The following is a 20,563-nucleotide window of genomic DNA, read 5'->3' as shown; positions in this document are numbered from 1 at the left end:
AATTTCCCCTGTTTTAGGAATTTTTCCTATATGAAGCTTAATTAGCTAAAGCTAGATTTCATGGGCTTTTTACAACTGGAGAGAGAAATGAAGCTAAAACCAAAATTACTCAGCACAGCGATAATGTCATCGCTGATGTTGATGCCTTACGCCGTTCTGGCTGAGGAAGATACCCTCGATACTGGAAAAATGACTGTCACCGGGATTCTTCCTGATAATCTCGAAGCAGTTCCAGGTTCTTTTAGTATTATTGATGAAGAATACCTTGAGTCTCGTCGGCCGTTATCTATTAATGAACAATTAAGAACCGTGCCAGGTGTAATGGTAGTTCCTGATGGCAGCATGAGCTTTGACTTAAATATCGGTATCCGTGGTCAAAATCCTCGTCGCAGCGCTAAAACAATGGTGATGGAAGACGGTATGCCATTGGCATTAGCACCATATGTCGATCCCGTTAACCATTATGCAACACCGACTTCATTTTTGAATCGTGTTGAAGTCATTAAAGGTGCCGGACAAATTTTATACGGACCACAAACCTTAGGCGGCGCTGTTAACTTTGTTACCAAACCGGTTCCTCGTAATGATCGGATTGAGGGTAGCGTAACCTCAGCTTTTGGTAACCAAGGATATCGTTTACTGCATGGTAACGTTGGCTTTGGTAATGAAATTGGTGGTGTGATGTTTGACTACACCCAGAACAAAGGTGATGGCATCTTCAAGGGTGGTGAGTTTGATGTTAAAGAATATCGCTTTAAAGGCGAGCTGAACATTACCGAACGCCAGACTCTTGGTTTGAAACTGACCCATACTCGTGATCGCCGTAATCAAACCGAGAACTACCTGTCCATCGATGAATATGATCGTGATCCACACAGACACCCCACTGTAGATCTTGATGAGTGGGAACAAGATCGGGACTCGATTCAAGTAACACATGCTTTTGAAGTTAATGATCGACTGACTATCAGTTCGCAAGCTTATTACTCTGACGTATTCCGTAATGGACTCCGTGCATCTAACACTGGTCGCCTAGGCCCTGACGGCTTGTCTTATTCGAGACTTCGTTCTTGTCCTGCAGCAGGCGACGGAACAATTCGGGTAGACATGGTTGATGATCTGGGTATTTGTGGTGGTCGCCATGCTCCACGTCAATATTACACTTGGGGCGTTGAAACTCGTGCAGACTTTGCCCACAGCCTGTTTGGACTTGAAAATGATGCAATCATCGGCCTGCGTTATCATGAAGACACTGCGGTACGTAAACAAGTCTTTGCACAAAATGCGGCCGAACGTGAAAGTTATCGCTTAGCTCTGGCTAATAATTCCTATTCACACGAAACCCTTCAGGCGCGTGCTATCTCTTATTATGCTCAAAACACTACTCATGTTGGTGATTGGGCCTTTACTCCAGGCTTCCGGGTAGAAGATATTGATAGTAGTGATACCAACAATATCACTGGTGAACGTGGCCGTGATAGCGACTCTGAATTCTTGCCGAGCTTCGGTATTGTCTGGAATGGCTTAACAAATACAACCGTTTTTGCGAGTGTACATAAAGGCTTTTCACCAGCACGTGCCAATCGCGATGCTTCAATTCAATCAACAGCAAAACCTGAGAAAAGTACATCGTACGAACTGGGCTTCAGAAGTGCTTATTTGAATGGCGTTGTCGTTGAGTCAACCGTTTTCCATAATGATGTAAAAGACACCATTATCGATGATGGCGATGTTTTCTTTAACGCTGGGGAAAGTAAGCAAACCGGTATAGAGCTGGCTGGACGTATTAATTTTGGTGATATTTATAACACCACCAACAACTTCTATATTTCAAGCGCCTACACCCACTTGTGGCAAGCAGAATATAAAACAGCAAGTGAAGCAGAGAATAACGGTAACCGCATGATTTATGCCCCACGCAATATGTTGAACCTGGATGTGGGTTATGAACACGTCAGTGGCTGGGATGCTCGAATTGGTGTGCAACATGTCAGCAAACAATTTGTTGATGAAGCCAACTCCCGTCGTGAATCACTTGATGGCAACCGTACTGGTGTAGATGGCATTATTCCTAGCTATACCATCTGGAATGCTACCGCTAATTATCGAGTACCAAACTCTGGTGTGACGTTATTTGCCAGTGTTGAAAACTTGTTTGATAAAGAGTTTTTGGTTAGCCGTAACGAAGGTAAGTTAGCAGGTCGTGAACGTCTGTTCTTTGGCGGCATTACTTACGACTTTTAATCAGCTTCAACGTTGACGGAGAACAGTATGCAGAACATGTTTTAACAATGTAATAAAACAGCCATTTCTCCCAGATTTGCTGTTTCTGCATCACTATTGCCGACAAGCCCACCTTTTTCAGGTGGGCTTTTTTTTCACAAAAAACCCACCGAAAATGGTGGGTTTCATTGTCAGGTAACGTTAATAGTTAACTGGTTTGATTTATTGGGGCGATCCTCTAACAAGTCTCGCATCTAAAGATTAGGGCCTCACTCTACATTAAGACTCACCCATATTGCTTATGGTTTTGATAACTTCCATATACGCTTCGCCATGCTTCTGCACCGCATCGGCATCATACTTTTCAGAGGCTAAATGAACTTCTTCCAGTGTCGCGGCTAACTTATCTAATTCTTCATTAATTTTCGCCAAAGCATTTTCCAATGTGTAGGTCAGTTCATGCACTTTGGTCACATCATCCGCTGACATCGAATCTTTCTTCAGTAACGTTTCCAGCCGCTGGTTATAACGTTTGAAGTGGGTAACCGCTTCTTCTAAGGTTTCTGCTGATTCGCCTTTAAAATGCTCGACCGTTTCTGCCTTTGCCATTGTTGCCACACCAAAACTTAATGCGGCAGCAGCAAGATAATTAAATACTTTCATTTTGACCTCTAAGTGTAAATAAGAACTATTACCATATAATAGCGAACACCATTACCGCAACTATAATGTGGGCTGTAAATCTGAAAACAAGGGGCATAAAAGAACCTCCCGTCATTACAACGGAAGGTTTCGGGTAAAAATGTAGTTGTTAAATTACATGGATTCAGCTGCTGAAACTGCTTGTCGAACCACGCGACGCACCCCGCCGGTAACATCTGCAGCTTTAATAGCTTCCAGATTTGTCGGCTCGCCAACAATAACGGCTCCCCCCATACCTGCACCGATATGTGGTGTGCATTGGTAAATGTAAATACCCTCTTCCTCAAAAGTATGTTGGTAGTTTTCACCCATAGGTGAATTAATTTTTTCTGTTCCTTCAGGCACTAAACCATCAATCGTTTCTACATTATGGGTAGGCATATTCTCCCAACGGACGGTATCGCCGGGGGCAATTTTTATAACTACTGGCGCAAACTGCATGCCTTCAGCTGTGACCGTGTGTGTTTCGGCAAATACCGATTGGGTCATAAACAGTAATGCTGCAGGAATTGTAAAAGCAAGTTTAGTTTTTGGCATATAGCCTCCTGAGTCGATTTTAGATTATTTAAATTAATGCTGAGCAAAATAGATAATAAAGAAATTTTTACCTCGACGGGAAATATTCCCGGTATTAATTTGTGACCTAATCCGGGCCTTCACGTTCCATCATTGATTTAGAAAAGATTTCTGTAATTTTATAGTGGGAGTATTTCCTGGCCGGCGCATTAACCTAAGTTAATAAATTTTATGGCCTAAACACGGATTTTGCCTGAGCAAAAATTATTCAGCAGAGATCATCATGCTTGAAGAAACAGCTTATTTGAAATATCAGAAACCCCATTATGGAAAGAACAATGGCGATCTCATAGCGGGCATAAGCAACTGATAACCCGATAGCACCCGTTAACCAGATTCCGGCAGCGCTGGCCGTGCCGTTCACCCCTCCATGATTTTTCATAATGGCACCTCCACCAATAAATCCCATACCAGTGATAATCCCATACATAACTCTGGCTTCTGCTGCATCGCCCGAGTAAACCTCCCGAGCCACCAGCATAAAAGCACAACAGGCGATGCACACCAATGGGTAGGTCCGCATTCCTGCACCTCTGGCCTTGTATTCGCGATTAAGGGCTATTGGTAACGCCAATAGAAACGCTATGCCAAGCTGATAGGAGTGATACCAAATAAGGCTGATATTGATATTCATAAACAAATCCCGCTTTGCCAAAGCTTGATTTGTATCAGAAAATCAACTGGCCTTTCTTAATCTGAAGCAATTTGGGATTTTAAACTTCGCGGCCAGGCCGTCACCAACGCCTTAAGCAGCGTTGCCAGAGGAATAGCAAAGAAAATGCCCCAAAAACCCCAGATCCCACCAAAAAATAAAACAGCCAGAATGATAGATACCGGATGCAGGTTAACGGCTTCTGAAAACAGTATCGGTACCAGAACATTGCCGTCTAAAGCTTGAATAATGCCGTATGCAATCAATACATAGGCAAAGTCCTCGGTCAGCCCGAAATGAAAGCCAGCTACAGCAGCAACAGGTAATGTGGCTATAGCAGCGCCAATAAATGGAATTAACACTGAAAAACCGACGACAACCGCTAATAATGCAGAATAGGGCAAACCAAACCAGGCAAAGGTAATGAATGCCACCGTTCCCACAATAATGATCTCAACCACCTTGCCACGCACATAATTGGCGATCTGACCATCCATCTCATTCCAAATTCGGCTCATCAAGCCGCGTTTTTCCGGCATCATTGATAAAATAAAGCCCACCAGCTTTTCACGATCTTTAAGCATAAAAAAGACCAGGATCGGCACCAAAACCAAATAGACGATCAGCCCAATAACATTACCTAAAGAAGCCAAGGACAAAGTCAGTGCTCGCTGACCATAAATACTTAATTCTCTTGCCATCATTGAAATCCAGTTTTGAATTTCATCCGGCGTTATCAAGGTCGGATATTGTGCCTGAAGCTCATCCAGCCAATTTTGTCCGCTGGTCAGCATTCTTGGTGTTTCCAGTACCAGGTTGACCAGCTGATTCCATAACAGCGGCATCAGCAGAAAAGCCAACGCCAGCATCACACCAACAAAACCGAGAAAGACTATTGCCACCGCAATCATTTCCGGAACATGCCTTCTGGTCAGCATATTCACTACACCCTGTAACAAAAAGGCGATAATCAAGGCCGTAAAAAATGGTGCCAACATGCCGCCTAACCAAATAATGACGGCAAACCCTATAACCAGCACTATCAGTAAAATGACCGCTTCTTCGTCAGAAAAATATCTTTCTGCCCAATTTTTGAAAACTGCTCGCAACGTCATATCTGTTTTGGTCCTGTTCTTCGTCTTAGATAATGTCTGTTACTATTTTGGCATACCCGAATAACTCATGTGGCGTAATAAAATCCGCCTTATAAATAACTTTCAGGAACTATCCCTTAAGGTATCGTTCATTAATCATGCGAATCAACATGTTGAAATCATTATCGTCAAACCATCTTCTGGGTTGCAGTTTCGTTTTTCTGTTGCTGAGCCAAGCCAGCCTCGCAGCAACTCCCGTTAGCGTCAGTAAGCCGATAGTAGCAGAATCCACAGAAACCCTGACTCTATCCGGCTCATTAACGGCTGAACGCAGGGCTCTACTGTCTCCACGGGTTGATGGCTTAGTTAAGGAGGTATTAGTGGATGCTGGCTACCGGGTTAAACAGGGCCAGGTTCTGTTAAGACAAGATCCCGCTATTGCCAAACAACAGCTGGAGCAGGCTAAAGCCGCAACCAGCGAAGCACAAGCCAGCGCCAGTGAAGCTGAACGCCTGGTCAAGGAAGCAAAACGATTGCGTGGCGAAAATTATATCTCGGCGACAGAACTGGCCAATCGCGAATCAAATTTTGCATTAACCCAGGCTTCACTTGCAGCGGCTAAAGCTATGCAAAACACCACCGCAGAACAGCTTAGTCGACATGAACTGCCAGCCCCCTTCTCTGGCGTTATCAGCGCCAAAATGACGGAAGCCGGCGAATGGGTTAATCGAGGCGATCAAGTGCTTGAATTAGTCGCTCTGGAGCCTGTGAGACTTGATGTGAATGTGCCACAGGAACGCTTTTCAGAAATCACCACGGAAACTCGCGTGGAAATTCTGCCTGACTCACTGCCCTCACGAAAACTTTCCGGCAAAATTACTGCATTAGTTCCTGTCAGCAATGCTCAGGCCCGTTCGTTTTTAGTTCGTATCTTGGTTGATTCGGATGATGTGACACTGTTACCCGGCACTTCTGCCAGTGCAGTTATCTATATTGGTGGTGATAAGTCCAAGGGCTTTCTTGTTCCACGGGACGCGGTTTTACGTCATCCAGATGGTGGACGTAGTGTTTTTATTATTGATAACGATAACCGGGCACAACGTCGCAGTGTCAATGTTGGGAGTGATAGCTCCGACGGCATCATTATCACCGACGGTATATCAGGTGATGATTTGGTGGTGATCCGTGGCAATGAGGTACTTCGAGACAACGATGAAGTTGAAATCATCAGCGACGCAAGATAAGGGAATTCATCGCACATGTTAGAAGCACCTATTCGTAACGCAAAACTATTAACCGTCATGGTGCTGATTGTCTGTGTGCTCGGCATTACCGCGGCTCGTATGATCCCCATACAAATGATCCCGGATCTGGATGTTCGTACCATCAGCGTAGTTACACAGTGGCCGGGCGCAACACCTCAGGATATTGAAAAAGAAATCCTGATTGAGCAAGAACGTTATTTACGCAATATCCCCAATTTACGTCGTATGGAATCTTTTGCCGAAACGGGGGTTTCCTATGTTGAATTGGATTTCCCGTTTGGCGTTGAGATCAATGAAACCTTGATCGAAGTTGCCAATGCGTTGAGCCAGGTTCCCAGCTATCCGGAAAATGTCGATCAACCCAGCATTCGCAGCAACTCATTTTCAGAAAATGCCTTTATGTATTTTGCAGTTTCGCCTTTGCCCGGTAATCCGTTAAATCTGAATATCGATATGATCACTGATTTTATCGATGACAATATCCGTACCCAGATGGAACGCGTGCCAGGCGTTTCCGAGGTACAGCTGCGGGGCGGTGCTGAAAGGCAAATGCAGATCTTTATTGATCCCGCCAAACTGGCTCAACGAGGATTGAGCCTGACTCAGGTCCGCGACGCCATCCGTGCCCGCAATAGTGACACTTCTGCCGGCGATTTGGATGATGGCAAAAAACGTTATCTGATAAGAACTGTTGGCCGTTTTGATAATCAGCAAGAGTTGGAAAACCTGATTCTGGCGCACCGAAACGGTACCGATATTCTGCTGAAAGATGTGGCAACGATTAATCTGGGTCACTATGAAGTGCGGGAAGTCGCCGTGGTCAATGATGAGCGCGGATTAACAATGGCGGTTAAACGCGAACCCGGCTCAAACGTCATTAATATTAAATACGCGATGATGCAGGTTATTGAGGAAATGCGCCGCGATTTGCTGCACCCTAACGGCTTGGAATTAGTATTGATCGGCGATGACGTCCGCTATGTTGAATCCTCAATACAGAATGTCTCTCAAAATCTGCTACTCGGTGCATTGTTGGCCACCGTCATTCTGTTTTTATTCCTTCGGAGTATGCAAGGCACACTTATCGGATTGATGGGCATGCCGGTTTGTATTATTGCCGCATTTCTAGGCTTATTGCTGTTTGATCGCACCATTAATGTCATTTCACTGGCCGGTATTGCTTTTGCAATAGGCATGACGGTGGATAACACCATTGTCGTATTAGAAAGCATTGAACAGGCCCGGCGACGTGGTCTCGATAGAATTGAAGCAGCTATTACCGGTGTTCGTGAAGTATGGACCGCTGTCTTGGCTTCCAGCATGACTACCATATTGGTTTTTGCCCCTGTGTTATTTGTGCAGGAAGAAGCCGGTCAATTGTATTCCGATATCGCTATTGCAATTTCGGTCGCGATCCTGGCCTCCATGATATTTGCTGTGACAGTGGTACCGGCTGCCTGCGCCCATTTTGGACTTGGAAAAAGCCGCGGTTCGCAGGAAGATTTACATCGCCGCGGTATTATTTTACATACCGTTAACTGGATGACTGGTGGTTTTTTCAGACGCCTGAGCACCATGATTGTTACTGTATCGGTAACTTTGGTCGCCGCATGGTATTTGATGCCACCCGCTGAATATCTGCCCGAAGGTGAGGAACCCAAAGCCTTTTCCAGCATGATCCCTCCTCCCGGCTACAACCTCTCGGAAATGTTACGGATCAGTGAGGAAGTCATTCAGGTGCTCAGTGATGCCAATGGGGCTGATCCAACGTTGTTTGATCGCGGAGAAGCGCTCCTTCCATCACTCGCATATTATTTTATTCGCACCACTCCAACCGGTTTGAGACTGCTCAGTGAGCCCACCAGACCGCAAGATATTGAATTGATGATGAATGCCATAACGGATTTATTTGAAAGCTATCCGGGAATGCGGGCATTTTCTGGACGTGGTTCCATCATCTCCAGCGATCAGGGCGGTACGCGCGCCGTAAGTCTGGATATTGCAGGTCCGGATATGGATAACCTCTACAGCACGGCAGAGTTTGCCCTCAAACGGGCTGAACAGTTATTTGAAAATCCACAGATAGATTCCATTCCTGGCTCGTTATCATTGAACCAACCATTAATCGAAGTTCGTCCTCGCTGGTCTCGGTTAACCGAAGTTGGTTTTACCGCCCATGATTTTGGCTATTCGGTCGCCGCATTAAGTGATGGTGCCTATGTTGATGAGTTTTTTATCGATGATGACAAAGTGGATATGTTTCTGTTTAGTACCTCAGGCCAACAGCAGAATCTATCTGGATTAGCCGGTCTGCCCGTACTTACTCCTAATGGCGATATTCTGCCATTAAATGCACTGGCTGATTTGGTCGAAACCGTTGATAGTGCAACGCTTAGACGCGTGGATGGACGTCGAACTGTCACCTTGTTGATTATTCCACCGCGTGATGTAGCGCTGGAAACGGCCGTCAAAAAAGTGCGTAACGAAATGATTCCGGCGATGCAGGCAGAAGGTGAAGTAGCCAAAGGTATCAATCTTTCCATTTCCGGCGCTTCGGATCAGCTGGATGCCACGCGGGAATCGTTATCTGAAAACCTCGTGGTCGCAGTGATTTTAATTTATCTGGTATTAGTCGCGATCTTCTCGCACTGGGGCTACCCATTGATTATTCTGACCACCGTGCCATTAGGTATCGCCGGCGGTATTGTGGGCTTGGTCGCAGTGAATGCTTCCGGCAGTTTATTAAACGCCATCGGATTACCCGCGGTGATTCAACCGTTTGACATGATTACCATGCTGGGATTTGTCATTTTATTAGGTACGGTAGTCAATAATCCGATTCTGATCGTAGAACAAGCAAGACGCAATCTGACTGACAAAGCCATCTCTGTGCATACAGCAGTTAATCAGGCCGTGGCAACAAGGTTGCGACCCATATTAATGTCGACATTGACCACCATTTTCGGTCTGGCTCCTTTAGTGTTTATTCCTGGCGCCGGTACCGAGCTTTATCGTGGTGTGGGTATCGTCGTGTTGGTAGGTATCGCGGTTTCCACCTTGATCACGCTGACCTTTCTGCCAAGTTTATTGGTCACGATTTTATCCTGGACAGAACGCAAACGGGATCGACCAGTTCAATCGTCACTCGCCTGATCTTGATCCACAAAGATAAGCTCGTCAGTATTAAAACCGCGTTGTGATGCTTCGTTAATAAAGCGCTCAATTATTGCCTCATCAACTTGTGGAGTACGGGCCAATAACCATAAATAGCCGTGGTTAGGGCCCGCCACAAAAGCATATTGGTAATCCTGTTTGTCCAGACCAAACACAATATAACTGCCGTAAAACGGTCCGAAAAACGATACTTTGAGTTGAGCGGTGTCAGGATCATTGACGAATTTGGCTTTTCCTTCAGCCTCTTTCCACTGATTTTTTTCCTGATTGTAACCACGGTTAATCACTTTAACGTGACCATCATCCCGCAAGCTGTAATCAGCCGTTACAGAAGTTAAGCCGCGCTCAAAGGAATGATCCAGGCGCGCAATTTCGTACCACTTTCCCAGATAGCGATCCAGCTCAAACCCACTGACCGGCTCGACCCCTCTGGGTGTTCCAGTACAGGCAGTTAATACGAGTGCGAGCAGGATAATAGTAAATAGACGCATATTTCACACACCTTTGGTTAAGTTAGGATTTTATATCTGAGAAGCATGTATGACTGAAACGCTAAGTTTGGCGGATATTTCCCGAATCATTGAAATGGCGTGGGAGGATCGAACGCCGTTCGAGGCGATCTTCCAGCTATATGGTCTGGCGGAAAATCAGGTGATTAAATTAATGCAACGCGAAATGAAACCGGGATCATTTCGTTTATGGCGAGAACGGGTAGCGGGACGAAAAACCAAACATCAAGCTTTGCGTGATCCACGTATTTCGCGAGCCTACTGCCCGACCCAATACAAACCACGCTAGCTTGTTACTGAGCTCTTTATTAAACGGCGGTAAAGGCTCTTATCGCAATATAAACACAACTTAACCAGCCGACCATAAAAATCAGTGTACGGAACACCGCCATATCCAATGCGTAAAAGATGGGGTGTAACACTCGACAAGCTAAAAACAGGATAGCGGCACCGCTCAGTTCGCGTAAATTCACACTGGAATAAAATGCCAGCAAAGTGACTGCCGAATAAAAAATCAACGCTTCCCAGGCATTTTTCTGTGCTGCTAAAACTCGGGCAGCCACTCCGGTTAACTCTGCTTGTTGATCCCTTGGGTGGCGGTTATCAAAAACATCAACGTGTTTATAGCGTAAATAACCGCCGATAAATGCCAATATCATCGGAAAAAACGTGACGATAAATAACACAATAAACAACGCAGGCATGTACCACTCCAGTGAACGTAAAATTAATTGATCGGATGAAAGTTGTTATTACAACCCTTAGCTGCGGATCATGCCACAAATCTGTTTTAAACGTTGGGATCAATTCATTAAGCCGGCTTTTATATCAGAGAGTTAGACGGTTATCACGGGTTCAGCATGTACTGTATTTTCTGCCTGTACTTTTTACTCTTTCTCCAACTTATCATTTAGGAAAGCTAAAAAACGCTGCCAGGATTTCGCATCGGCCTCTGGGTGATAACGATCAATTCCAAACACGGTAAAAGCGTGATCTGCACCGCCATAGGCAATCATTTCATTGGCAACGTTATGTGTTTCAAGTTCCACGCTCAGCTGGGCAAACTCCTGCATGCTGATGGCTTTATCAGCGGCACCATGCAACACCAAGATCTCTGCTGAAGTATTGGCATAATCCTGACCTTCCGGTGTTGTTAAACCACCATGAAAACTGACAAAACCTTGTAAATCCTTGCCCGAGCGTGCCATTTCAAGCGCTGCAGCACCTCCGAAACAATACCCCATCACCACAACTTGCTGTGGATTAGCACCCAACTCAACTGCCTTATCCATAGCAGCATTAATCAGTTGTCGCATTTTCTGCCGGTCCTGATATAACTCACCGGTATGTTGTTTTTTATCTTTGTCCTCAGTGGGACGGATACCTTTCCCAAACAAATCAGCAGCAAAAACTGCATAGCCTTCTTCAACCAGCATATTGGCTCGCTTTATTTCATAATCAGTCAGACCATCCCAATCATGAATCAGTAAAACCAGCGGTGAATTTTGTGCAGGACTGGCGTAGTAACCTTCATATTTTTCACCATTAACCTGGTAATCAATATTTCCAGCTGTCGCCGAAAGCGAAAACCATGTGAGCCCCAGCAATAAGCCTTTTTTCAGCAACATGCTATCTCCTTGAAAATCATGAATGGATTATTACGACCAAAAGATCGGCGCAGAGTTGAAAATCATTACAAATCAATCGCTATAAGGCTTTATGGCCAAGAACCATAAATTTGGAACCCAAAACCAATAATAAAAAAAAGGGATGCGCACAATGTGAAGTTTCTAGCTTTTATGCGTTCTTCCGCTCTTTTTTTCGATAAAAAATTATTACGTTGTTCATTTTCAGGACTACCCAAATCATCCATTAGCATTGGTAAAGCTATTTTTTCTAAGGCGTTAGCTTTATTAATGGTTATCCAAATTCCCATAGCAATGAGTACTACGCCAAACACATCTAAAAATAAGCCAATGATTACGGCATAAGGTTTTATAAAAACCAAACATTCCATTGGTGTTCTTCCTTACAAAAAAACTAAAAATCATTTTTCTTGATGGTAGCGAACAACTTTATCGACTTCATTTTTCGACCCCATAATGACCGGGACCCGCTGATGAATATTTTCCGGTTGGATATCCAGAATACGCTCTGTTCCTGTTGAGCTCACACCGCCTGCCTGCTCGACAATAAAACTCATTGGGTTAGCCTCGTACATTAAACGTAATTTGCCACCCTGCTTGGCAATTTTGGAATCCATTGGATACATGAAAATGCCACCACGAGTCAGTACCCGATATACCTCAGCAACCATTGAGGCCACCCAACGCATATTGAAATTTTTCTCCCGCTCGCCTTCCAGACCTTTGATACATTCATCGACATATTTCTGTACCGGGGCCTCCCAAAAGCGCTGATTGGACATATTAATGGCAAATTCAGCGGTATCTTTTGGAATACGCATATTAGGATGCGTCAGAATAAATTCACCTATATCACTGTCCAGCGTGAAGCCGTTAACACCATTACCTGTAGTCAGAATCAACATGGTGGCCGGACCATATACGGTAAAGCCTGCACAAACCTGCTCTGTGCCCTTTTGCATAAAGTCTTTCAAGGTTGGGTTTTTGCAATCATTAGGGCAACGCAGAATAGAGAAAATAGTCCCTACCGACAGATTGATATCAATATTTGATGATCCATCCAGCGGGTCAAAACAGATCAAATATTTTCCTTTGGGAAACTTGCTGGGGATCTGAATGATATCTTCAATTTCTTCGGAAGCCATTGCAGCCAGATGACCGGTCCACTTCAAGTGGTCGACCATCACTTCATTGGTGATGATATCCAGTTTTTTCTGGGTTTCACCCTGCACATTTTCACTGTCGGCATAGCCGCCCAGACCAATGATATTGCTACGACTGACCAAGTGTGAGATTTTTTTGCAGGCGCTGACGATATCGTTCAATAAGCCTGTCAGATCACCTGTTGAAGCGGGGTGAGACCTTTGTTCTTCAACAATAAACTGATTAACAGATTTGCCGATATCAGACATATAGTTCTCTCTTTACAGGGGGTTTGACGATAAGGCTGATTGCTGAACAGCGGATAGTGAGAGAGTAAACCAGTAGGCGGAAAAATGCCAAGACAGAGTTATAAAATAGGGAGTATTCAGGGAATTAGAAGGCTAATTCCCTGTTTGAAGCCTTTAAATTTTAACCAGAATCTCACCCATACCGATGCCACCGACATCGCCGGCATAACGTCGCACGCGAGAAAAACCCTCAACCTTGGCAAACTGGCTATCCAGTTTTTTAAACGATGCAAACATCAATGGTAAAAATGCCAAGGTATGTGAACCACAATCATTAAAATTAGCCGTGATGCCATGCTGCGGCATTTTAGTGAGTAACAAAGTGCCGCGTTTCATTGCATACCCCAGATGTTTGCCAACATCACCCAATACGGCGATCGTGCCGGAAATCATCCGTGAGCCACAGTATTCACCAGCATTGCCTTCGATCAAAATCATGCCTCGACGCATATGATCGCCAGTACGTGCGCCGGTATTGCCAGTCACTATAATGGTTCCGCCGGTCATGCCATTTTTATAACCGCTGCGTGCCGCACCGACAAAATCACCGGCATTACCGTTAATTTTGATTTGACCGCCTTTCATTTCACAGCCGGTATAAATAAACGTGTTTCCGGTGATTTCAATGTTTCCGCCGGTCATAAATTGGCCAAGGTAGGCACCAGCATCACCTTCAATGGTAATACGCCCCTGACTCATGGCATGACCAATATGGTCCAGCTTGGCAGAACTATTTTCAAAGTGAATATCATTGACATCATCACCGCTGATCTCAAACAGCTCATCAACCCGCAATGTTAAACGACCACTGACCAGTTCCATCGCTGCAATATCTGCAACATCGTTACCGGCCAGTTTATCCGGTGTTAATGGTGAGCAATCGACACGCTGCGCCAAATCGTTTTTAAGTTTAAGAGTCAGTGCTTTCATGCCATGATCTCCTGCAAATGAAAGTGGAATGGGCCCAGTTTGCCACCATAATTACCGGCACTGATTCGGCGAATACCATTTTCAGCGCCCAGTTCACAGGCGGCCTGAATACCGACTCGCATGGCCTTATCAATATCTTCCTTACTCAAGCCATCAATAACAATTTCCATTACCGATTCTACTTCCGGAGAAAGCTCGGATTTAGTCTGGCCTTTTAAGGTCGGACAAAACGCATCATTGGTTGACGCATTCAGTGCTTTATATTTTGAACCCACTTTTGAACCACTGCGCACCACCCCGCCCGGGAACGGCATAATGATATTCGGCAGCTGTTTCATCGCTTTAACAGCCGCTTCACACGCCGCCAATGCCTGCGGTTGAGATTCAGCCAGAATCAGGAAGTTACCACCACCTACAGATGAAACAACCCCGGTATTTTCCTGGGTAAGAAATTCACCATCCATTACCGGAATACGCCAGTAACGCTTGCCATCAATCATCTTGGATATCTGATAGCCATCACCAAAGAAACGCAGGTTTTTACCTAAAGCGATTTCATTTCCATCATCGCCTTCGATACCTGAAAATAATGCTGATGTCGGAGAAGTAAGTACGCACTGACCGGCGCGGGTTTCCACTTGTTTTGCCAAACCTTTGCCACCCATGGCAAAAATCAGGCAGGCAACTCCAGGACGACCATCCGGTGTTTCTGAGGGATCCAATGTTCGTTCAATCGCCGCTTCACATCCGCAGGCAATAACCGAAGTTGCAAACCCGGTAAATGCTGTTGCTGAATGCATTGCCCATTCCAGATTCTGGGCTGTAATAATAATTCGCGTGCCTTTCATTGGAAAAGCTTCGGCAAAGGTTTTATCAATGCTGACGCCATTGATGATCATAGTCTGCCTCCCTTATGCAGCGGCTGAATCGTTAAGCTACCACGACCATCATCGATAATTTCATCGTTACTGATTTTGAAGTTGCTCATTTTCAAGGTATGGAATTTATCGAAATATTCCTGCAGCGGTTTTTCAATACTGACGTCATATTCCGGTTTAACCACATGGGTGGTACCCCAGGTGATTTTGATCACCTGACCATAACGCACTACCATCTGGCCATCTTTAAACACATAATCCGGTTTTTCGAACATTTTCTCGCGATCGCTGTTATCGGTGTAAACGGTAATATCCGCTGCTGCACCAATTCCCAGATGTCCACGATCTGCCAGGCCAACCAGTTTGGCAGCACCAGCGCGGGTCATAATGGCAATTTCATATAACGAATATTCGCGATCCAATGAGGCCAGATGTGTTGCTTTCTGAGCTTCCGGGTGCAAAGTCGACAGCATATCGTTACGGAAAGACTTATCCATCAATAATTTAATCAGATGTGGATAACTGGTAAACGGCGCACCGTTTGGATGATCGGTGGTCAGGAATATACGCCAGGGATCATCGACCATCAGAAAGGTTTCCAGACCTATCATCCATTGCAGCGCATTTACATAACTTTGATCTTTGTATTTGAATGGCACCACACCACAACCGGCTTCACATTCAATATCCATACACACCCATTTGTTTGGATGCGCATGTGGGGCTCCGGCAAACTGACGCATATTATCGCCAGAGGCGGTGACCGTCTGACCGAACAAAATCTGCCCGACATCCACAGTTATATTTTTGTGTTTGTTAATAGCTTCAGCAATTTCCGCTGCGCCGGAGGAGAATTTGAAATCACCTTCAGTGCCGTAACTGTGAAACTGGATATGTGTCAGATGCATCGGAATGCCTTCAGCACCCTGAATGGTATCCAATGTGGTTTGCATATTTCCTGGCACACCAAGGTTACAGCCATGCACATGCAATGGATGTGGTACACCGATTTCCTGCACAGCACGAGATAATCTATGCAGAATATCGCGCGGTGTTACGCCATAAAAATCGTTCTTCTCATCTAAATCCAGCTTACGCTGATTAAATTTGAAGGCGCTGATACCACCCGGGTTAACCACTTTCAGACCTACAGCCTGAGCATGATTAATGGTCCAGGCAACATAGTTGTTAATGGCTTCCTGATCAGAATTGGCCGCCATCATCCGCAGCAGAAAATCATCACTGCCAAGCATTACATAACCACCTTTATCAATAATCGGTGTGTCATGCATTTCCATATGGGCCTGGCGCGCATTAACCGGTAATACCGCAGGTTCAAACCCGGCGGTATACCCCATCTCGGCATAACGGTAACCGGTGGTTAATGTGCTGGGTGCTGCATGGCCAGTACCGGAACGTAACAGCTCGGTACGTTCGTAAACGGCTTGGGCATGATCTTCCGGCAACATGGTGCGGGCAATATTAACTTTGCCGCCGCCGATATGGGTATGCATATCAATGGCACCGGCCATAATCACTTTGCCACGGACATCAATTTCTTCATCAACACGACCATCTGCCGGTTTTTCGACAATGCGTCCGTCGCGAATATAAATATCCCTCACCACATCGTTTTGATCGTGTGCCGGGTCAAAAATACGTCCGCCTGTTAGTTTTAAAAGCATCTTTATCTCCGTTTACAGGGCCTGTTCGACCGCACTGAGTACTTCAAACACGCTAGGTAAGCCGCTGTCACGTAATTTTCTTAAAGGTACTGACACAACACTATCAGTCCTGAATGTTCGCCCTTCATGATCAATTCCCGGAACGCCTACTGGAATATACACTTCCGGTTCCGTTGCAAACTGCATCCCACTGCGTCCCAGCACAATGGTTGTCGCTGATGATTCTGGTGGTGTAACAGTGGTATTGAAACTGGAAACCCAGATAACCACATCACTCTCACCGTCAGCAAGAATACGTCGGCTGTCATTTAAAAACGGATCGTAATCGGGAAAACGTCGATTAAATGTAGTACGCATTGGATAACCACTTTGCCAGGATGCCACTGCATTTACGGTGGTATCACCCTCTTTGCCACCTAGTGGCAAACCATTACTGCGCGTTGTGGCATTGATCTCTTTAATCATTTCACAAACGTTTTGAATGGTGGCTTCCGCATGATCAAAGTCCAATTGTCCAGCAGACCAGGTCACCACTGAATATTTCGCTGCTTTTAATTTTTCGGCCAGTGCCTGTAATTCACTGACGGCTACACCGGCAACCGTTTCAGCTTGAATATGTTTACCTTTGAGTAATGCTCGTAAAACCGAAACGACTTCTGGTAAATCAGCATTGTCACAGGCGATAAGCTGTGCTTTTTTACCGTTTGGTGAAGTGGACGCATCGCCGCTAGGTGGTTTGCCCAGATAAATGACTTCGCGAGATTCAATCTCCTGGCCAAACATGCTTTCTTTATTCCACACCATACGTTCAAAAAAGCGTGGGAAAGTTAATTCAATATCAGTACCGACCACCAGCAAAACATCGACCCTGTTTCTGACTTCGGTCAAAGTGGTTGTCATATAACCAGTGTCTTGCAACACCAGAATATTGCGAAAGGCAGCAGGAGAATAAAAACTGTCGACAGTGGCACCACTTTTATCGGCTAATGCCATGGCGGCACGAGCACCATTCAGATCGGTACCTAAACCAGCAATCAGCGGTTGTTTACTGTTTATCAATAAATTCGCAATGTGTGATACCGCCTGATCCAATGTCACTTCTTTGCCATTGATGCGAGGCTGGGTATCGCCGATAGGGGTTTCAAATCCCGGTCGAGTGACAGCATCACCATTTTCCAGCACTTTAACGTGATGACCAGTAACCTCAATGGTCAGATCATCGGACGCTATCCCACAAAAAGGGCTGGCAACTTCATGCCAAACGGTTGCCGTGCTGTTTTCTGTCATATCGCTGTCCTCGATAGTTCTTAAAATAAACTGGGGCCTTTATGACCTGCTTCAAGCCCAAGCTGGCTTTTAGCAGCAATACTGATAACCGCTAACCGTGTTTTGCTCGTAATAAAAGCGAATCAATATTGTTGTCACGTAACTGTTTCTGCAAAGCGTCAGCTTTTTCACGTCCTGCTACCGGCCCAACCTGTACACGATGCCATGTATCAGTATTATCAATTGTGACGGTTTGTACTTTTGATTCAATACCTAAAAAGGCTAACCGTGCACGAAAACCATCAGCATCTTCAAGTTTTTTAAACGAACCAACCTGAATCATATACGTCACGGTATCAACCGGTTGTTCAACTGCAGCCTGTTGAGTCTGCTGTGGAGTTTCATTTAATGGCTGAGCTGGTTCAGCTACTTCTTCTGGTGGTGAAGATACTATCGGTTTTTGCGGTTGGTTGGCGATAGGTTTGGGTTTTTCCACCACTACTTCCGTTTCCGGCAGCAAGGTATAAAAATCAAAAGTCGGTTCTACGCCAGATTTTTTCTGTTGTTGCTGTGTGGTTTTTGCCTGTTGTTGATCAGCAGGAACATTGTCTTTCAGATGTAATAAAAACATTACAAAAGCACCGACCGCAAAACTGATGAGCATAGGCCCCCAAGGCATACTTCCGCCTTGTTTTGGTGTCGGTTTACGGGTATTTCTTCTCGCTGCCACAAAAACCTCTTACATCGATTGTGGCGCTGAAACGCCCATTAAGCCCAGACCATTAGCAATAACCTGTCTGACCGCGGTGATTAACGTTAAACGTGCCTGACTGACATTGATATCGTCGGTCATAAACTGATGCGCGTTGTAATAGGTGTGAAAATCACGCGCTAAATCCATCAGAAAATGTGCTAACAAATGTGGTGTATAGGTAATTGCTGCCAGTTCTACCACTTCCGGATAACGCGACAACATGGTCAATAAAGCCTGTTCGTGATCTTCAGTCAGTAAAGACAGATTCTGTAATCCAGCTTGTTGGTCCCAGTTCAATTGTCGTTCTGCCAATTGACGGAATACACTGCAAATCCGGGCATGCGCATATTGCACGTAATATACCGGATTATCATTACTCTGTGATTTAGCCAGTTCCAGATCAAAGTCCATATGCTGGTCAGCACCACGCAGCACATAAAAGAAACGGGCAGCATCTTTACCAACTTCTTCACGCAGTTCACGTAAGGTGACAAATTCACCACTACGGGTCGACATTCCGACTTTTTCTTTACCGCGATATAACACGGCAAACTGCACCAGTAACACTTTCAGTTTGCTGATATCCTGACGTAAACCTGCCATGGCTGCTTTAACACGTGGAATATAACCGTGATGATCGGCACCCCAGATATCAATTATTTCTGCAAAACCACGCTGAAATTTATTCAGATGATAAGCAACATCCGAAGCAAAATAAGTTGCCTGGCCATTATCACGTACCACAACACGGTCTTTTTCATCGCCAAATTCTGTTGATTTAAACCACCATGCGCCATCTTGCTGATAAAGCATATCGGCAGCTTTCAGCTGTTCAATTGCTTCATCCACAACGCCAGATTCAACCAGTGAACGCTCAGAAAACCATTCATCATATTCAGCGCCAAATTCCGCCAAATCGTTACGGATATCACCCAGAATGGCATTCAATCCCAAATCAAATAATTCACGGTACAACTCGGCACCGAGTAATTTTTTAGCTTGATTTGTTAGGCCATCAATGTGTAATTCTTTGTCGCCACCTTGTGGTTCGTCTGTTGGTACACCGTCAAACACCACTGCAGCAGAATGTAATAATGCTTCGCCATGCTGATTTTTCAGAGTTTCAGCAATATCAAACACATATTCGCCGCGATAACCGTTGCTTGGGAAAGTAAACTGTTCACCACATTTTTCCAGATATCTTAACCAGACACTGGTAGCAAGGATATCCATCTGCCGGCCGGCATCATTAACGTAATATTCGCGATGTACATCAAAACCAACAGCTTTAAGTAAACTGCTGACCACTGACCCATACGCGGCACCACGACCATGACCGACATGTAATGGCCCAGTTGGATTGGCAGAAACAAATTCCACCTGAATTTTCTGGCCTTTACCATATTCACTCAGACCAAATTGACCGGCGTTTTTCAATACTTCAGCTACCACCTGCTGACGGGCAGCAGCGGATAAAGTGAAGTTAATAAATCCCGGACCGGCAATCTCAACCTTCTCGATGAGATCTTGCTGTGGCAACGCATCAACAATCAATCCTGCTATCTGACGAGGATTCATTTTGGTTGGTTTAGCCAATACCATAGCGATATTACTGGCGAAATCACCATGACTGCGATCTTTGGTTCGTTCCAGCTTCACCTCTATCGATGAAATATCTTCAGGAAGGCTTTGTTGTGAAATCAGCGAAGCTAATGTGCTTTCGATAATTTTTTTCAATTGGTCTTTCAAGGCAATGAA

Annotated in this window: 19 protein-coding genes; 4 read left to right on the top strand and 15 right to left on the bottom strand. The window is 45.1% G+C overall.

What is annotated here, in order from left to right:
- Positions 1 to 87 precede the first annotated feature (87 nt).
- Positions 88 to 2,244 (top strand): TonB-dependent receptor domain-containing protein, encoded by a 2,157-nt coding sequence (locus tag Q7V21_RS09060; RefSeq protein ID WP_304916985.1) that lies wholly within the window; start codon positions 88 to 90, stop codon positions 2,242 to 2,244.
- A 258-nt stretch (positions 2,245 to 2,502) separates the two neighbouring features.
- Here the strand turns inward: Q7V21_RS09060 and Q7V21_RS09055 are convergent, their stop codons facing one another.
- From Q7V21_RS09055 to Q7V21_RS09040, 4 genes are all read right to left on the bottom strand, one after another.
- Positions 2,503 to 2,886 carry a DUF6746 family protein gene (locus Q7V21_RS09055; protein WP_304916984.1) on the bottom strand — a complete coding sequence of 128 codons (384 nt, stop codon included), beginning with the start codon at positions 2,884 to 2,886 and terminating at the stop codon, positions 2,503 to 2,505.
- Between the two features lie 153 nt (positions 2,887 to 3,039).
- Complete coding sequence (locus Q7V21_RS09050; RefSeq protein ID WP_304916983.1) at positions 3,040 to 3,462, bottom strand: plastocyanin/azurin family copper-binding protein; 423 nt, start codon at positions 3,460 to 3,462, stop codon at positions 3,040 to 3,042.
- A gap of 247 nt (positions 3,463 to 3,709) precedes the next feature.
- Complete coding sequence (locus Q7V21_RS09045) at positions 3,710 to 4,135, bottom strand: MgtC/SapB family protein (protein WP_304916982.1); 426 nt, start codon at positions 4,133 to 4,135, stop codon at positions 3,710 to 3,712.
- 56 nt (positions 4,136 to 4,191) lie between these two features.
- A complete protein-coding gene (locus tag Q7V21_RS09040) occupies positions 4,192 to 5,268 on the bottom strand; it encodes an AI-2E family transporter (RefSeq protein WP_304916981.1) in 1,077 nt (358 codons plus the stop codon).
- Between the two features lie 149 nt (positions 5,269 to 5,417).
- Here Q7V21_RS09040 and Q7V21_RS09035 point away from each other — a divergent pair, with 149 nt between their 5' ends.
- Together Q7V21_RS09035 and Q7V21_RS09030 are read left to right on the top strand one after the other, a co-directional pair.
- The gene (locus Q7V21_RS09035; protein ID WP_304916980.1) at positions 5,418 to 6,491 is read left to right on the top strand and encodes an efflux RND transporter periplasmic adaptor subunit; all 1,074 of its coding nucleotides are present in this window, start codon (positions 5,418 to 5,420) and stop codon (positions 6,489 to 6,491) included.
- A gap of 15 nt (positions 6,492 to 6,506) precedes the next feature.
- Positions 6,507 to 9,665, top strand: a complete 3,159-nt coding sequence (locus tag Q7V21_RS09030) for an efflux RND transporter permease subunit (protein WP_304916979.1) — start codon at positions 6,507 to 6,509, stop codon at positions 9,663 to 9,665.
- On the opposite strand, the gene Q7V21_RS09025 is transcribed toward Q7V21_RS09030, so the two are convergent.
- Positions 9,647 to 10,177, bottom strand: a complete 531-nt coding sequence (locus Q7V21_RS09025) for a lipocalin family protein (RefSeq protein WP_304916978.1) — start codon at positions 10,175 to 10,177, stop codon at positions 9,647 to 9,649. The two genes, Q7V21_RS09030 and Q7V21_RS09025, sit on opposite strands and share 19 nt — an antisense overlap.
- A 49-nt stretch (positions 10,178 to 10,226) precedes the next feature.
- Between Q7V21_RS09025 and Q7V21_RS09020 the strand changes: the two genes are divergently transcribed.
- Positions 10,227 to 10,484 (top strand): TIGR03643 family protein, encoded by a 258-nt coding sequence (locus Q7V21_RS09020; RefSeq protein ID WP_304916977.1) that lies wholly within the window; start codon positions 10,227 to 10,229, stop codon positions 10,482 to 10,484.
- A 19-nt stretch (positions 10,485 to 10,503) separates the two neighbouring features.
- Here Q7V21_RS09020 and Q7V21_RS09015 read toward each other — a convergent pair whose 3' ends face one another.
- From Q7V21_RS09015 to argS, 10 genes are all read right to left on the bottom strand, one after another.
- Positions 10,504 to 10,899, bottom strand: a complete 396-nt coding sequence (locus tag Q7V21_RS09015) for an MAPEG family protein (protein WP_304916976.1) — start codon at positions 10,897 to 10,899, stop codon at positions 10,504 to 10,506.
- Between the two features lie 183 nt (positions 10,900 to 11,082).
- A complete protein-coding gene (locus Q7V21_RS09010; RefSeq protein WP_304916975.1) occupies positions 11,083 to 11,823 on the bottom strand; it encodes a dienelactone hydrolase family protein in 741 nt (246 codons plus the stop codon).
- A gap of 89 nt (positions 11,824 to 11,912) precedes the next feature.
- Positions 11,913 to 12,212, bottom strand: a complete 300-nt coding sequence (locus Q7V21_RS09005; RefSeq protein ID WP_304916974.1) for a hypothetical protein — start codon at positions 12,210 to 12,212, stop codon at positions 11,913 to 11,915.
- 30 nt (positions 12,213 to 12,242) lie between these two features.
- Complete coding sequence (locus Q7V21_RS09000) at positions 12,243 to 13,253, bottom strand: class 1 fructose-bisphosphatase (RefSeq protein ID WP_304916973.1); 1,011 nt, start codon at positions 13,251 to 13,253, stop codon at positions 12,243 to 12,245.
- A gap of 153 nt (positions 13,254 to 13,406) precedes the next feature.
- Positions 13,407 to 14,222 (bottom strand): formylmethanofuran dehydrogenase subunit C, encoded by an 816-nt coding sequence (locus tag Q7V21_RS08995; protein WP_304916972.1) that lies wholly within the window; start codon positions 14,220 to 14,222, stop codon positions 13,407 to 13,409.
- Complete coding sequence (gene fhcD / locus Q7V21_RS08990) at positions 14,219 to 15,121, bottom strand: formylmethanofuran--tetrahydromethanopterin N-formyltransferase (RefSeq protein ID WP_226075807.1); 903 nt, start codon at positions 15,119 to 15,121, stop codon at positions 14,219 to 14,221. The genes Q7V21_RS08995 and fhcD overlap by 4 nt, the downstream gene beginning before the upstream one ends.
- Complete coding sequence (locus Q7V21_RS08985) at positions 15,118 to 16,785, bottom strand: formylmethanofuran dehydrogenase subunit A (protein WP_304916971.1); 1,668 nt, start codon at positions 16,783 to 16,785, stop codon at positions 15,118 to 15,120. The genes fhcD and Q7V21_RS08985 overlap by 4 nt, the downstream gene beginning before the upstream one ends.
- 12 nt (positions 16,786 to 16,797) lie before the next feature.
- Positions 16,798 to 18,072, bottom strand: a complete 1,275-nt coding sequence (locus Q7V21_RS08980) for a formylmethanofuran dehydrogenase subunit B (RefSeq protein WP_304916970.1) — start codon at positions 18,070 to 18,072, stop codon at positions 16,798 to 16,800.
- 91 nt (positions 18,073 to 18,163) lie between these two features.
- A complete protein-coding gene (locus Q7V21_RS08975; RefSeq protein ID WP_304916969.1) occupies positions 18,164 to 18,781 on the bottom strand; it encodes an SPOR domain-containing protein in 618 nt (205 codons plus the stop codon).
- A 9-nt stretch (positions 18,782 to 18,790) separates the two neighbouring features.
- A complete protein-coding gene (argS, locus tag Q7V21_RS08970; RefSeq protein WP_304916968.1) occupies positions 18,791 to 20,554 on the bottom strand; it encodes an arginine--tRNA ligase in 1,764 nt (587 codons plus the stop codon).
- Between the last annotated feature and the right edge of the window lie 9 nt (positions 20,555 to 20,563).

Source organism: Methylophaga sp. (genome assembly GCF_030651745.1).
Note: the sequence above shows the minus strand (reverse complement) of the source record. Positions and strands in the feature narration are given on the sequence as shown.

Coding starts and splice junctions, on each gene's coding strand:
- Q7V21_RS09045 (WP_304916982.1), bottom strand. CDS start 4,135: ATGAATATCAATATCAGCCTTATTTGGTATCACTCCTATCAGCTTGGC.
- Q7V21_RS09050 (WP_304916983.1), bottom strand. CDS start 3,462: ATGCCAAAAACTAAACTTGCTTTTACAATTCCTGCAGCATTACTGTTT.
- Q7V21_RS09035 (WP_304916980.1), top strand. CDS start 5,418: ATGTTGAAATCATTATCGTCAAACCATCTTCTGGGTTGCAGTTTCGTT.
- Q7V21_RS08980 (WP_304916970.1), bottom strand. CDS start 18,072: ATGACAGAAAACAGCACGGCAACCGTTTGGCATGAAGTTGCCAGCCCT.
- Q7V21_RS08985 (WP_304916971.1), bottom strand. CDS start 16,785: ATGCTTTTAAAACTAACAGGCGGACGTATTTTTGACCCGGCACACGAT.
- Q7V21_RS09020 (WP_304916977.1), top strand. CDS start 10,227: ATGACTGAAACGCTAAGTTTGGCGGATATTTCCCGAATCATTGAAATG.
- Q7V21_RS09060 (WP_304916985.1), top strand. CDS start 88: ATGAAGCTAAAACCAAAATTACTCAGCACAGCGATAATGTCATCGCTG.
- fhcD (WP_226075807.1), bottom strand. CDS start 15,121: ATGATCATCAATGGCGTCAGCATTGATAAAACCTTTGCCGAAGCTTTT.
- Q7V21_RS09015 (WP_304916976.1), bottom strand. CDS start 10,899: ATGCCTGCGTTGTTTATTGTGTTATTTATCGTCACGTTTTTTCCGATG.
- Q7V21_RS09040 (WP_304916981.1), bottom strand. CDS start 5,268: ATGACGTTGCGAGCAGTTTTCAAAAATTGGGCAGAAAGATATTTTTCT.
- Q7V21_RS09030 (WP_304916979.1), top strand. CDS start 6,507: ATGTTAGAAGCACCTATTCGTAACGCAAAACTATTAACCGTCATGGTG.
- Q7V21_RS08995 (WP_304916972.1), bottom strand. CDS start 14,222: ATGAAAGCACTGACTCTTAAACTTAAAAACGATTTGGCGCAGCGTGTC.
- Q7V21_RS09000 (WP_304916973.1), bottom strand. CDS start 13,253: ATGTCTGATATCGGCAAATCTGTTAATCAGTTTATTGTTGAAGAACAA.
- Q7V21_RS09025 (WP_304916978.1), bottom strand. CDS start 10,177: ATGCGTCTATTTACTATTATCCTGCTCGCACTCGTATTAACTGCCTGT.
- Q7V21_RS09005 (WP_304916974.1), bottom strand. CDS start 12,212: ATGGAATGTTTGGTTTTTATAAAACCTTATGCCGTAATCATTGGCTTA.
- Q7V21_RS09055 (WP_304916984.1), bottom strand. CDS start 2,886: ATGAAAGTATTTAATTATCTTGCTGCTGCCGCATTAAGTTTTGGTGTG.
- Q7V21_RS09010 (WP_304916975.1), bottom strand. CDS start 11,823: ATGTTGCTGAAAAAAGGCTTATTGCTGGGGCTCACATGGTTTTCGCTT.